The sequence below is a fragment of the Micromonospora sp. NPDC049301 genome, from assembly GCF_040678715.1.
In the GTDB taxonomy this organism is placed as follows: domain Bacteria; phylum Actinomycetota; class Actinomycetes; order Mycobacteriales; family Micromonosporaceae; genus Micromonospora.
Genome location: NZ_JBFAQO010000017.1, coordinates 31,287 through 43,598, shown reverse-complemented (window position 1 = coordinate 43,598; position 12,312 = coordinate 31,287). Strand labels below are relative to the sequence as shown.

13 protein-coding genes are annotated in these 12,312 nt (G+C 71.3%); 8 read left to right on the top strand and 5 right to left on the bottom strand.

Annotated elements, in window-relative coordinates; genetic code table 11:
* Window positions 1-5: 5 nt before the first annotated feature.
* From AB0K07_RS29830 to AB0K07_RS29820, 3 genes are all read left to right on the top strand, one after another.
* A complete protein-coding gene (locus AB0K07_RS29830; protein WP_363760646.1) occupies window positions 6-467 on the top strand; it encodes an Lrp/AsnC family transcriptional regulator in 462 nt (153 codons plus the stop codon).
* Window positions 468-614: 147 nt separating this feature from the next.
* A complete protein-coding gene (locus tag AB0K07_RS29825) occupies window positions 615-1,088 on the top strand; it encodes a hypothetical protein (protein ID WP_363760725.1) in 474 nt (157 codons plus the stop codon).
* A 75-nt stretch (window positions 1,089-1,163) separates the two neighbouring features.
* Complete coding sequence (locus AB0K07_RS29820; RefSeq protein ID WP_363760722.1) at window positions 1,164-1,937, top strand: class F sortase; 774 nt, start codon at window positions 1,164-1,166, stop codon at window positions 1,935-1,937.
* Window positions 1,938-1,976: 39 nt separating this feature from the next.
* Here AB0K07_RS29820 and AB0K07_RS29815 read toward each other — a convergent pair whose 3' ends face one another.
* Window positions 1,977-2,513 (bottom strand): HNH endonuclease, encoded by a 537-nt coding sequence (locus tag AB0K07_RS29815; protein ID WP_074313833.1) that lies wholly within the window; start codon window positions 2,511-2,513, stop codon window positions 1,977-1,979.
* Here AB0K07_RS29815 and AB0K07_RS29810 point away from each other — a divergent pair.
* The 5 genes from AB0K07_RS29810 (at window position 2,503) to AB0K07_RS29790 (ending at window position 8,681) form a co-directional block, all read left to right on the top strand.
* Window positions 2,503-2,628 carry a hypothetical protein gene (locus tag AB0K07_RS29810; protein WP_363760643.1) on the top strand — a complete coding sequence of 42 codons (126 nt, stop codon included), beginning with the start codon at window positions 2,503-2,505 and terminating at the stop codon, window positions 2,626-2,628. The genes AB0K07_RS29815 and AB0K07_RS29810 overlap by 11 nt on opposite strands.
* 783 nt (window positions 2,629-3,411) lie before the next feature.
* Entirely contained in the window at window positions 3,412-4,593 is a 1,182-nt protein-coding gene (locus AB0K07_RS29805) for a low temperature requirement protein A (RefSeq protein WP_363760640.1), read from the top strand.
* Window positions 4,594-5,511: 918 nt separating this feature from the next.
* Window positions 5,512-6,534 carry a mechanosensitive ion channel family protein gene (locus AB0K07_RS29800; protein ID WP_363760719.1) on the top strand — a complete coding sequence of 341 codons (1,023 nt, stop codon included), beginning with the start codon at window positions 5,512-5,514 and terminating at the stop codon, window positions 6,532-6,534.
* A 234-nt stretch (window positions 6,535-6,768) separates the two neighbouring features.
* Complete coding sequence (locus AB0K07_RS29795) at window positions 6,769-8,157, top strand: MFS transporter (RefSeq protein WP_363760637.1); 1,389 nt, start codon at window positions 6,769-6,771, stop codon at window positions 8,155-8,157.
* Between the two features lie 95 nt (window positions 8,158-8,252).
* A complete protein-coding gene (locus AB0K07_RS29790) occupies window positions 8,253-8,681 on the top strand; it encodes a globin (RefSeq protein WP_363760634.1) in 429 nt (142 codons plus the stop codon).
* A 35-nt stretch (window positions 8,682-8,716) separates the two neighbouring features.
* On the opposite strand, the gene AB0K07_RS29785 is transcribed toward AB0K07_RS29790, so the two are convergent.
* From AB0K07_RS29785 to ettA, 4 genes are all read right to left on the bottom strand, one after another.
* The gene (locus tag AB0K07_RS29785; RefSeq protein WP_363760631.1) at window positions 8,717-9,301 is read right to left on the bottom strand and encodes a YbjN domain-containing protein; all 585 of its coding nucleotides are present in this window, start codon (window positions 9,299-9,301) and stop codon (window positions 8,717-8,719) included.
* 131 nt (window positions 9,302-9,432) lie between these two features.
* Complete coding sequence (locus AB0K07_RS29780; RefSeq protein ID WP_363760628.1) at window positions 9,433-10,176, bottom strand: hypothetical protein; 744 nt, start codon at window positions 10,174-10,176, stop codon at window positions 9,433-9,435.
* Complete coding sequence (locus tag AB0K07_RS29775; protein ID WP_363760625.1) at window positions 10,173-10,619, bottom strand: thioesterase family protein; 447 nt, start codon at window positions 10,617-10,619, stop codon at window positions 10,173-10,175. Before AB0K07_RS29775 ends, AB0K07_RS29780 begins: the two co-directional genes overlap by 4 nt.
* A 13-nt stretch (window positions 10,620-10,632) precedes the next feature.
* A complete protein-coding gene (gene ettA / locus AB0K07_RS29770) occupies window positions 10,633-12,309 on the bottom strand; it encodes an energy-dependent translational throttle protein EttA (protein ID WP_363760622.1) in 1,677 nt (558 codons plus the stop codon).
* Window positions 12,310-12,312 lie beyond the last annotated feature (3 nt).

Below are 12,312 nucleotides of genomic sequence, written 5' to 3'. Positions count from 1 at the left end.
TGAGCGTGGACGACATGGACTGGGCGCTGCTGCGCGAGTTGCAGGCCGACGCCCGGCTCTCCTTCAGCGAGTTGTCCCGGCGGGTGCACCTGTCGCCGCCGGCCGTCGCTGAGCGGGTCCGCCGGCTGGAGGAGGCCGGCGTCATCACCGGCTACCACGCCCACGTCGACCTGACCCGGGCCGGCCGCACCGTGGTCGCGCTGATCCGGATGTCCTGCTACGGCGCGCGATGCATCCTGCACGACCCCGCCGTGGCCGGCTGGCCGGAGATCCTGGAGATCCACCGGATTACCGGGGACGCGTGCAGCATGCTGAAGGTGGCAGCCGGCTCGATCGGCGAGTTCGAGGCCGTCATCGACCGCCTCGCCCCGTACGGTCAGCCGTCGAGCACGATGGTGCTCTCCTCCCCGCTGGACTGGCAGCCCATCACCCCGCTCCCGTCCACCGGCACCCCGCGCCGCCGCTGACCCGGCCCTGCCCGCCCGCGGGTTTGCCCCCGGGCCAGCGGGAAATCAGCGCGGTGCCCAGGGGAGGGTTCCGGCGGTCGTCGCCGGGAGGGGGAAATCATGCAGGGTCTTCGCACGATCAACCGCGCGCTCTCGGCCGCCCTGACACTGGTCGGGCTGGTCGGGGCATTCGTCCTGATGTCGGTGTCACCCGCACGCGCCGGCGAGAAAACCTTCATCGAGGTGACGCCGAACAGCGTCCCGGCCGGCAGCCGGGTCACCATCCGGGCGAGCTGCGACAACAACAACAACGAGCAGGCGAACGTGCACTCCGACGCGTTCGGGCACGTCATGCTCAGACCGGACAAGGGCTTTCTGACCGGTGAGGTCACCATCCCGGGCAACAAGCAGCCCGGCGACTACCCGGTCGACCTGCGCTGCCAGAACGGCCAGACGGCCTCGACCACGCTGACCGTGTTGAACATGGCCTCACCCAGCAAGGGACCGGCGACCGGGGGCGGCGGCATGGCCGGCGGTCGCGGCACCGGCTCGCTGCTGGTGCTCGGCGGGGTGGCGCTGGTGGCCGCCGCGGTCGCGCTCGGCATGGCCGGGGGCCGGCGTCGGACCGGGGCCGGCTCCTGAGCCGGATCAGCCATGACCCGGAGAACCGCGCGTGCGCGGCCGGACCGCGGTGCCCGCTTCCGGGCCGGGGCGACGCTGGGCGCCTCCGGCCGGCTGCTGGCCCGGGCCTCCGGCAGGCTGCGCCGGGTCGCGGGGCAGGCGGTGACGGCCAGCGTCGCCACCACCGATCCGGCCGCCCGCCCGCTGCCGCCACGCCGCCCGGCCGGGTCGCCGCTGGCCCGGCAGCGCCTGAGCACCGGACCGGGAGTGCCGGTGCTGGCCGTCGCAGCGCTGATGGTGCTGATCGTGGCGATGCTCGGCGTCGAGCAGGTGACCGGGATCAACATGCTGCCCGACCGGCTCAGCGCCGGCCTGCGGCCACCGCCGAAGAAGTTCCCGGTGCTGCCGGCCAGCCGCCCGACGGGTCTCGCCATCCGCACGATCGACCTCCAGGCGCCGGTGCATGACGTCGGCATCGCCCCGGACGGCACCATCGCCGTGCCGGACGTGGCCCGCGCCCAGGAGGCCGGCTGGTACGACCAGGGCCCCACGCCCGGCCAGTACGGCCCGGCGGTGATCGTCGGACACGTGGACACCACCACCGGGCCGGCGGTCTTCCACAAGCTGCGGGAGCTGCGGTCCGGCGATCAGGTCGAGGTCACCCGCACCGACGGCAGCGTGGCGGTCTTCGAGGTGGATTCGGTGGAGCGGTTCGACAAGGGGGGGCTGCCGGTCGACGAGGTGTACGGCGACTTCAGCCGCCCGAGCCTGCGGCTGATCACCTGCGGCGGCCGATGGGTCGGCGGCGAGACCGGCTACTCGGACAACGTGGTGGTGTTCGCGTCGCTGGTCAAGGCTCGTTCTGGTTGAGGGTTGGGGGTTGCGGCACTGGGTCGGGGCGGCTCGGGGTCAGGCGGCGGCTTCGGGCTCCCGGAGGTCCAGCCAGTCGGCCCAGCGCGGATCGGGGGCGCGGTGCCCGAGCACCCGCCAGGCGGTGCCCTTGGGCGCGGCCGGCAGGGCGTGCAGCCGCCAGCCCAGCTCGGCCGGGGTCTTGTCGCCCTTGGTGTGGTTGCACCGGGCGCACGCGGCGACCACGTTCTCCCAGGCGTGCCGGCCGCCCCGGCTGCGCGGGAAGACGTGGTCGATGGTCTCGGCCGGGCCCCGGCAGTAGGCGCACCGCCACCCGTCCCGGGCGAAGATCGCCCGGCGGGACAGCCCCACGTGGGTGCGGTAGGGCACCCGGACGAAGCGGGTCAACCGGACGACCGACGGCACCGGGAGCGCGTCGCGCGCGCTGTGCAGGATGCCGTCGCCGTCGGCGACGCAGACCGCCTTGGCGGACAGGACGAGGATCGCGGCTCGACGCACCGACACGACGCACAGCGGCTCGTAGGTGGCGTTGAGGACCAACGCGCCGGAGCCCACCGTGGGTCGTATGTCAGGCATCGCGCTCACCCTCCCGGTTCAGCGGCTGCTGGGCGCCGCCGCCGACCGGGGCATGACGACCCACACGGTCGACGCCGGTCCGATCACCGACGTCCGTTGCGCCAATAGTCCCTGATCGGACCCCGGATTGCACGTACTAATCCCTCATGGGGTATGAGGATCATCCGCAACCGGGCGGATCGACGTCCTGGCCTGGGCGAACTCTTCCGTCGCCTGACAGCGGTTTACAGCCCTTGTCGGCCTCAGTTGTGCCGGATCTGTGCCCGATGATCTTCGCCCGGCCCCTCCCCCGGCTGCGCCCCTAGCCATCCCGTCGGCCTTCGTCCGCACACCTGTGGAGTGGGTGGGGCCTGCCCACTCGGGTTTGCCCGGACGGAGGTTGTCGGGATGGCGCCAACCATCCCAGAGCGCCCGAGCGCCCCGCCGGAGGCCTGGTCTGCTGGCGACATTCGCCCGGCATCGGCCTGGCCGACCAGCCACGCTCACGGAGTATCAGATTCAGACCCGCCGGACAGCGGCGAGGGCCAGCAGCTAAAGGTTCCGGTTCCAGCCTCTTGGCGCTGCCAGCACGATGATCAGGGTGCCAAGCGGTCCCCACAAGCTAGGCACGAAGTACGGCCGATGGTCCAGGCCCTTGCGGGACCTGCATGACAGATCGGTATCAGGGCCCGGGTGACACGCTGCTGCCTGTAGCACCGGCCCGACGCCTGCGCCGAGGTCGACGGGGTGATCCGGACCGGCTGGGACGGATGGAAGGCAATCACCGGCCGCTACCGTCGCCCGCCCGTGTGACGCGGGCCGCTCGACTCAGACCAGGGCAGCACCTAGGCATCCACCAACGCTGCCGCGTGGTACGACTGTTCCAAGGCTGACATAACCGGCAGAAGCGGGCGAACCAATGGCGAGTGGGGCAGCCGCGCTGCTGCGAATACCCGAGAAACCACGGGCGACGTTCCTGGAACTGTTCTTCGACCTGGTGTTCGTCTTCGCGCTCGCAGGGCTCTCGCAGGGGCTGCTGGACCCTCTGAACTTGAGCGACGCCTTCCAGACGCTGGTGTTGCTGCTCGCCCTGTGGTCGGTTTGGACCAATACGGCGGGGCTCACCGACAGGTTGGACCCGCAGCAACCGCTGATCCAGCTGCTGGTCCTCGCGACCATGCTCGGCACCCTGATGATGGCCGCCGCGGTGCCCGAGGCGTTCGGCGAGCATGGACTGTTCTTCGCAGGCACGTATGTCGCCACCCAGATCGGTCGCGGCGCCGTCGCCGTGCTCCTGCTACGGGGCCACACGGCGCGGGCCGCCTTCGTGCGGCCACTCTTCTGGTTCGGCGTGTCCGCGGTGCCGTGGATCGCGGGTGCTGTCACGCACGACACGGCCCGCGCGATCCTGTGGGCGCTGGCGGTGGCCGTGGAGTACGCGGCGCTCTCACTCGGCTTGCCCACACCGCGGCTGGGTCCCGCTTTCACGCGTGCAGCCGAGTTCGAGGTCTCCGGCGAGCACCTGGCCGAACGCTACCGGCAGCTCTTCATCATCGCGCTCGGCGAGCTCATCCTGGTCACCGGGCTGACCTTCAGCCGCAGTGAGTTCACGCCTCTTCGGATTGCCGCAGTCCTGGTCGCGTTCGCCACCACGGCGCTGCTGTGGCGGATCTACATCCACCGCGCCGGGGGCCTGCTGGCGGAGGCCATCGCAGCCGCCCCCGACCCAATCCGCGCAACAATCTCGGCGGTATACGCCCACCTGGTCATGGTCGCCGGCATCGTCCCCAGCGCCGTAGCCGTTGAGCTTGTCATCGAGCACCCGTCGGGACACGCACAACCGGCCTGGATCGCCGTCATCCTCGGCGGACCCGCGCTGTTCGTTGCCGGACGAGGCATGTTCGAGTATTCGGTGTTCGGCCGGGTGTCCCGATCCCGCGTGATTGGGGTACTCCTGCTGGCCGCGATCTCTCCGGCGGCGATCTTCCTGCCGCCGCTGGGGGTCGCCATCGCACCTGCCCTCATCCTGGCCTGGATCGCCGTATCCGACGCGAACCGCGCCCGAGGACGCCCACCCGAGGAGCCGTCACCGCCCCGCTAGCCGGAAATGTCACCCACCTCCTGGGACTGCTCTGTCACACAGGTCCTGAGATCCGACAGCTCAGAACCAACGTGTCGAACTCTGCCTGATCTTCACGTGGGCGGTTGGGTAGCCGCGTCCCCGGTCTGCTCTCGCCAGGAGCTTCATGTCGTCCAGCAGCTGCGGCACTCTCCGCAGCACTTTGACGGCTTCTACCTCTCCGCGCCGAAGAGTGGATCGGCAGGGACGGTCGACCTGGACGCCATCGTTGCCGAGGAGGTGACGGCCCACATCAGAGAGGTCGGCCCCGTCGAATTCCAGCTCCCGGACATCACCAGCGGAAAGCCGCTGACTCGCCCGGTCGGGCTCCTGTTCACCTCAACACGCGGGAAGTTGCTAACCGATCGCTACTGGTCTGAGTTGTGGGAAGACTGGCGTTCCGCTGCGGGGTGGCCCAAGGAGGGCACCTTCCACTCCCTGCGTCACTTCTTCGCCACCACGCTGATGAGCAGGGGGGGTCGAACCGCAGCACGTGCAGAAGGCGCTGCGGCACGCCAGCCTGCGGATCACGCTGGAAACCTACGTGCACTGGCTGCCAAAGAAGGACCGACCACGCGGCCTGGTCGGCCAGCTCCTGCGGCAGGCCAGCGGCCAGCGCCCAGGGACTTCCGCCATCCAAGATCGGAGCTAAGTTGCGCCCTGGTTGTGCCCGATGATCTTCGCGGGACGTTCTCGCAGCTCAGGGCTGGTCTACGCGGGCCGTTCGGGGACTTCACGTACAATCCGGGGTCCGACATGAAGCTCTTTCCCGCACCTGTCACGATGGCCGGTTCGCCCCGTTCCGGCCCGGCCCTCGGCCGCAGGTCACCCGGCCGGTGGGTCGGCGGCGGCCTCGGGAACCCCTTGCGGTACGAAGACAGGGTGAGTGCCGCCAGCCTGATGCCCGTTGCCCTGTCCACCGCCGCCCCGCCGGACTGCCAGGGCAGCACCTCCTGCGAATGGCTGTTCGACATAACCCACTCGGCCTGGTTCGCCGAGGGCAGCTACTGGATCCTGCTCAAGCCGCTGCGCGTGCTGCTGATCGTGGCGCTGGCGATGGTGGCCCGCTGGGCGCTGCACCGCACGATCGACCGGTTGGTCCGGACCACCACCGACGGTGCGGTGCCGACGATGCTGCGGCCGCTGCGCGAACGGGTGCCCACCGCCGCCGTCGACCCGACCGAGTTCGTCCCGGAGCGGCGCCGGCAGCGGGCCGAGGCGATCGGCTCGGTGCTGCGCAGCCTGACCACCGCGTTCGTCTTCGGCATCGCGCTGCTGATGATCCTGCGTGAGTTCAGCTTCGACCTGGCTCCGCTGCTGGCCAGCGCCGGGATCGCCGGCGTCGCGCTGGGCTTCGGCGCGCAGAGCCTGGTCAAGGACCTGATCGCCGGGTTGTTCATGCTGATCGAGGACCAGTACGGCGTGGGCGACACCGTCGACCTGGGCGAGGCGACCGGCGTGGTCGAGTCGGTCGGGCTGCGGGTCACCACCGTGCGTGACGGTCGGGGCGTGCTCTGGTACATCCGCAACGGCGAGATCATCCGGGTGGGCAACAAGAGCCAGGGGTGGGCCCTGGTGGTGGTGGACCTTCCGATCGGCTTCAGCGGCACCGAGGAGGCGACGGCCGTGCTGCGGACCGCTGCCGCGTCGGTGGCGGTGGACCCGGAGTTGTCGCCGGAGATCGTGGAGGCGCCGGAGGTGCTGGGCGTCGAACAGATGACGGTGGATGGCGCGGTGATCCGTACGGTGGTGAAGACGACCGCCGACGGGCAGTTCGCGGTGGGCCGGGAGCTGCGCCGCCGGCTGGCGGAGGCGCTGGAGAACTCGGGGATCACCGCACAGATCGCCTCCTCCCGCATCTATCCCGGTCTACTGAGCCGTCCGCTGGCCGACGGGGAGACCGGCCAGGGGGGCGCGACCTGACCCGGCCGGCACTGTCCGCGAATCCAGGGGTCGCGGGCCGCCCGGCCCCTCAGGTATCGTCCGTTCGTTCAGTCGGGGATGCGACGAACGATCCGTTCGCCCTAGCTAGTTGTCAGACGATCGGGCAGAATCCGGGGCACGCGTTTCCGCCGGAGCGTGATCACATCCTCGCTGATCCGTAGATCTGACGAGTGTTCCCGGCAGGGCTGCTACGAGTGGTCGCCCCGGGGGCCAATGGAGGCGACGGTGCCCGACGAGCGACCTTCCGTGGAAGGCCCGGCCACTTTTCGCGAGGTGTTCGACCAACGCGAGTTCCGTGCCACCTTCACGGCCGGCGCCCTCTCCTGGGTCGGTGACTACGTCGCGAAGGCCGCCGTCACGCTGCTCGTCTACCAGCAGACCGAATCCGTCGCGCTCTCCGCCGCCGCCTTCGCGGTCAGCTACCTGCCGTGGCTGCTCGGCGGCCCACTGCTCGCCGCGCTGGCCGAGCGGCACCCGTACCGGCGGGTGATGGTGGCGTGTGACGTGATCCGGATGGCGCTGATGCTGCTCATCGCCATCCCGAACCTGCCGGTCCCGGCGGTGCTGGTGCTCATCTTCGCCGCCACGCTCGCCAACCCGCCCAGCCAGGCGGCGAAGTCCGCGCTGATGCCGCAGATCCTCGCCGGGGACCGGCTGGTCGTCGGGTTGTCGCTGAACAGCAGCGTCGGGCAGGCCGCCCAGGTCGTCGGCTACGTGCTCGGTGTCGCCGTCGCCGCGATCGACCCGGGCCTCGCGCTGCTGATCAACGCGTTGACCTTCGCCGTCTCGGCGCTGATCGTCCGCCTCGGCGTCCGCGACCGGGCCCCGCTGATGACCACCGCGCACCGCAGCCACCTGCTCCGCGAGACGGCCCAGGGGTTCCAGATCGTGTTCGGCACACCGGTGCTGCGGGCCATCGCGGTGCTGGTGTTCAGCGCGATGCTCTTCTCGATCGTCCCCGAGGGGCTGGCCGCGGCCTGGGCCAACCGGGACGCGGGCGGCGACCTGGACGTGGGCGTGGCCCAGGCGGTGATCATGGTGGCCAACCCGATCGGTTTCATCCTCGGCGGGCTGCTGGTGAGCCGGTTGTTCGGCCCGGCCCGCCGGCTGGCCCTGATGCGGCCGCTCGCGGTGTTCGCCCCGCTGGTGCTGGTGCCGGCGCTGTTCGACCCGCCGCCACTGGTGGTGGCGCTGCTCGCGGCCCTCTGCGGGTTCGCGGTCGCCGGCATGCTGCCGATGGCCAACGGGCTGTTCGTCCAGGCGCTGCCCGGCAACTTCCGGGCCCGCGCCTTCGGCGTGATGGCCACCGGTGTGCAGGTCATCCAGGGTCTGGCCGTGCTGGTCACCGGGTTGCTCGCCGAGCGGTTCGCCATCCCGCTGGTGGTCGGGGTGTGGAGCGCGGCCGGGGTGCTGCTGATGATGGTGGCGGCGCTGCGCTGGCCGGACAGGCAGACGGTGGACAGCGCCGTCGCGGCGGCGTCCGCGGCCAACGCGGAGGCACCGGCCGGCCGGCCGAGCCCGGACGACCCGACCACCGACGGCACGGCGGCGGGCCCCGAGCCGCGTACCGGTGACGGCCGGCGCCGGCACGCCGTCACCTGAGCCGTTCGCCGCCTCCGACGGCAGCGGGCCCGGCGTGACCCGACCCACGGCGGCCGGGGCGGGCTGGCACGGACCGCACCTGGCAGGATGGAACGGTGAATCCCGCAGGCGAATCCGACCGTCCCGGTGCGTCGACGACCCTCTTCGAGGCGGTCGGCGGTGAGCCCACCTTCCGCAAGCTGGTGGACGAGTTCTACGCCGGCGTCGCCACCGATCCCCTGCTCCGGCCGATGTACCCGGAGGAGGACCTGGGCCCGGCCGCGGACCGGCTGACCCTGTTCCTGATGCAGTACTGGGGCGGCCCGAACACGTACTCTGCCCAGCGGGGGCACCCACGGCTGCGGGTGCGGCACGCCCCGTTCCGCATCGGCCTGGCCGAGCGGGACGCCTGGCTGCGGCACATGCGCCGCGCCGTGGACCGGCTCGACCTGGAGCCGGCGGTCGCCGGCGCGCTCTGGGACTACCTGGAGCGGGCCGCGTACTTCATGGTCAACGCCACGGAGGATGCGGCCGACGGCGCCTGACGGCCCGCCCGGGGCACCCGGCCCGCGCGGCAGCCTCAGAGCAGCGCGCCCTCGTCGTGCAGCCAGTCCACGAAGCTGGTGGCCACCGCGGCGCCGCAGTCGAGCATCTCGACCAGCAGCGCGTCGTGGGTGCCAGCACCGAGGGGCACCTGAAGCTCCGCGTAGATCGGTAGCTGCCCGCGCTCGGTCGGGTCACCGATGTACGCCTTGCAGAACCGGCGGGTGTGGTTCCACTCGTTGACCACCCGGTAGGCCCGGTCGGCCCAGTCCGGCGGAACCGTGGCGTGCGGACGGGCCCGCATCACCAGGATCTCGTCCTCCGGCCCCTCGAGGGTGACCAGCACGGCGTGCCGCTCCCACATGGCCAGCAGGTTGCCGTCGCCGTCGGCCAGATAGCGCACGTCGAGCAGATCGAGTGCGTCACAGACCCTGCGCAGGTTCACCGGCTCGACGGTGGCCGGCATCTCGGTCAGCACGGGCCGCTCGTTGGACGGGCAGTCGTCCCCCGGCTGGCGAGGGTTGGGCGGCCCGACCCGGACCGCGCTCTCCACTGTGATCCCGCTTCGGGTTTCCGGATCGCCGCCCTCGGCAGGACCCGGGCGCCATGACCACCACGGCATCGCTCGCGCACCTCACTCCCCAGCGGATCCAGCCGCCTACGGTGCGTTGGATCCGAGGATGGACGGTACCCGGACAGCCGGGTTGAAGCACCCCCCCAACGACCGCCCCAGCCCAGAAGAATGACCAGGGGTCATCCGTTCGGACGAGTAGTCAGGGGCGTCACGGCGAGATCGGTGGCCTTCTGCAACCAGGCCGCTCCGTATGGTCCCACCAGGCCAACCCATCGGCCGGCCACCCGAACCTGGACGGCGGCCCGGGCGGCGCCGCCCGCCGGGCGCTCAGCCGCACCCAGGAAGCCCATCCGGATCAGCCCCTGCACCAGTCGCTGCGGCACCTCCACCGGGGGGCCGGGCGGCCCGTCCGGGGTGACCAGCACCGCCACGTGGTCGAGCAGCGCGTCGCGCAGCGCCCGCTGGCCCACCGCGCGGCCGGCCACGCCCTGCTCGCTCGCGGTGCGCAGGGTGCCCGCCGCCGCGCCCGCGATGCGCCACAGTTCGGCGGCGGGCAGCGCCTCCACCGGCCGGCTGCGCGCCGGCGGCAGCGGCCACCGCCACTGCGCGTCCCGACGTGCCGGCAGGGCCGCACCCCCTCGCTCCAGCTCCGCCAGCAGCTCCGCGGCGGCCACCGTGACGTCCGTGGGCGCGCCGTCGGCCGGACCGCCGTCGACGGTCCGGACCACCAGCACCTGCCACGGCAGCCGGGCCCACAGGGCGACCCGGCCGGCGGCGCCGGCCGGCCGCAGCCGGACCGGCGCGGCCGGATCCAGCCGGACCAGCCGGGCCAGGAAGGCGCCCGCGTCGGCCACGCCGGTGACGCCGTGCCCGGGCGACGGCGCGGCCGCCCGGCCGGGCTCCGCCGTGCCCGGCCGGGTCACGCCGCGCCGCCCTGCGGGGCGTAGGTGAGGAGGAACTCCCGCTCCTCGGCGCTGATCCGCCGGGGCACCTGCCGGGTCAGGTCGAACGGCACCAGCACCGAGCGGGCCCGGCTGGCCAGCACCTCGCCGTCGTAGAGCTCGTAGGCGACGGTGAACCGGGAGGCCCGGATCTCCTCCACCCACAGCTCGATCCGGACGGTCGGCGCGGCCTCCGCGGTGGCCCGCCCCAGCGCGTAGTCGACCGGGCGCAGGTAGTCGACCTCGTGCCGGCGGATGACCACCCCGTCGGCGAACGAGCCGACCCCCCAGGCCCGGCCGCCGGCGAACATCAACGCCACCCGCGCCTCCTCGTACAGCGTGAGGAAGCGCGAGTTGTTGACGTGGCCGTACGCGTCCAGGTCGGACCAGCGCAGTGTGCAGTGGTAGATGAACCGGTCAGACACCTTCTCGGCCCGGTCAGTCGCGGGTCAGCTTGCGGTAGGTCACCCGGTGCGGCCGGGCGGCCTCCGCGCCGAGGCGGTCGATCTTGTTCTTCTCGTACGCCTCGAAGTTGCCCTCGAACCAGAACCACTTCGCCGGGTTCTGGTCGTCGCCCTCCCAGGCCAGAATGTGCGTGGCGACCCGGTCCAGGAACATCCGGTCGTGGGAGATGACCACGGCGCAGCCGGGGAACTCCAGCAGCGCGTTCTCCAGGCTGGAGAGGGTCTCCACGTCCAGGTCGTTCGTCGGCTCGTCGAGCAGGATGACGTTGCCGCCGATCTTCAGGGTCAGCGCCAGGTTGAGCCGGTTACGCTCGCCGCCGGAGAGCACCTTGGTCGGCTTCTGCTGGTCCGGCCCCTTGAAGCCGAACGCGGCGATGTACGCCCGCGACGGCATCTCGACCTTGCCCACCATCAGGTAGTCCAGCCCGTCGGAGACGACCTCCCAGACGGTCTTGTCGCCGTCGAGGCCCTGCCGGTTCTGGTCGACGTACGACAGCGAGACGGTGGGGCCGACCCGGACCTCGCCGCTGGTCGGCTCCTCCAGCCCGACGATGGTCTTGAACAGCGTGGTCTTGCCGACGCCGTTCGGGCCGATGATGCCGACGATGCCGTTGCGGGGCAGCGAGAACGACAGGTTGTCGATCAGCAGCCGGTCGCCGAAGCCCTTGCTGAGGCTCTGCGCCTCGATCACCGTGCTGCCCAGGCGCGGGCCCGGCGGGATCTGGATCTCCTCGAAGTCCAGTTTGCGGGTCTTCTCCGCCTCGGTGGCCATCTCGTCGTACCGGTCCAGGCGGGCCTTGGACTTGGTCTGGCGGGCCTTGGCGTTGGAGCGGACCCACTCCAGCTCCTCGGTGAGGCGCTTCTTCATCTTGGCGTCGCGGCGACCCTCGACGGCCAGCCGGGCGGCCTTCTTCTCCAGGTACGTGGAGTAGTTGCCCTCGTACGGGTAGGTGCGACCGCGGTCCAGCTCCAGGATCCAGTTGGCCACGTTGTCGAGGAAGTACCGGTCGTGCGTGATCGCCATGACGGTGCCGGCGTACTTGGCCAGGTGCTGCTCCAGCCAGGAGACGCTCTCCGCGTCCAGGTGGTTGGTGGGCTCGTCGAGCAGCAGCAGGTCGGGGGCCTCCAGCAGCAGCTTGCAGAGCGCGACCCGGCGGCGCTCACCACCGGAGAGCTGGGTCACGTCGGCGTCCGGCGGCGGGCAGCGCAGCGCGTCCATGGCCAGCTCGAGCTTGGAGTCGATGTCCCACGCGTCGGCGTGGTCCAGCTCCTCCTGGAGCTTGCCCATCTCCTCCATCAGCTCGTCGGAGTAGTCGGTGGCCATCTGCTCGGCGATCTTGTTGAACCGCTCCAGCTTGGCCTTGGTCTCGGCGACCGCCTCCTCGACGTTGCCGAGCACGGTCTTGGCGTCGTTGAGCGGGGGCTCCTGGGCGAGCATGCCGACGGTGTAGCCGGGCATCAGCCGGGCCTCGCCGTTGCTCGGCTTGTCCAGCCCTGCCATGATCTTGAGGAGGCTGGACTTTCCGGCACCGTTCGGGCCGACCACACCGATCTTGGCCCCCGGCAGGAAGTTCAGCGTCACGTTGTCGAGCACGACCTTGTCGCCGTGCGCCTTGCGCGCCTTTTCCAGGACGTAGATGAACTGGGCCACGGT

Excerpts from the sequence above, each read along its gene's own strand:
- AB0K07_RS29805 (WP_363760640.1), top strand. The coding sequence starts at position 3,412 with ATGGCGAGTGGGGCAGCCGCGCTGCTGCGAATACCCGAGAAACCACGG.
- AB0K07_RS29800 (WP_363760719.1), top strand. The coding sequence starts at position 5,512 with ATGCCCGTTGCCCTGTCCACCGCCGCCCCGCCGGACTGCCAGGGCAGC.
- AB0K07_RS29815 (WP_074313833.1), bottom strand. The coding sequence starts at position 2,513 with ATGCCTGACATACGACCCACGGTGGGCTCCGGCGCGTTGGTCCTCAAC.
- AB0K07_RS29810 (WP_363760643.1), top strand. The coding sequence starts at position 2,503 with ATGTCAGGCATCGCGCTCACCCTCCCGGTTCAGCGGCTGCTGGGCGCC.
- AB0K07_RS29795 (WP_363760637.1), top strand. The coding sequence starts at position 6,769 with ATGGAGGCGACGGTGCCCGACGAGCGACCTTCCGTGGAAGGCCCGGCC.
- AB0K07_RS29785 (WP_363760631.1), bottom strand. The coding sequence starts at position 9,301 with ATGCCGTGGTGGTCATGGCGCCCGGGTCCTGCCGAGGGCGGCGATCCG.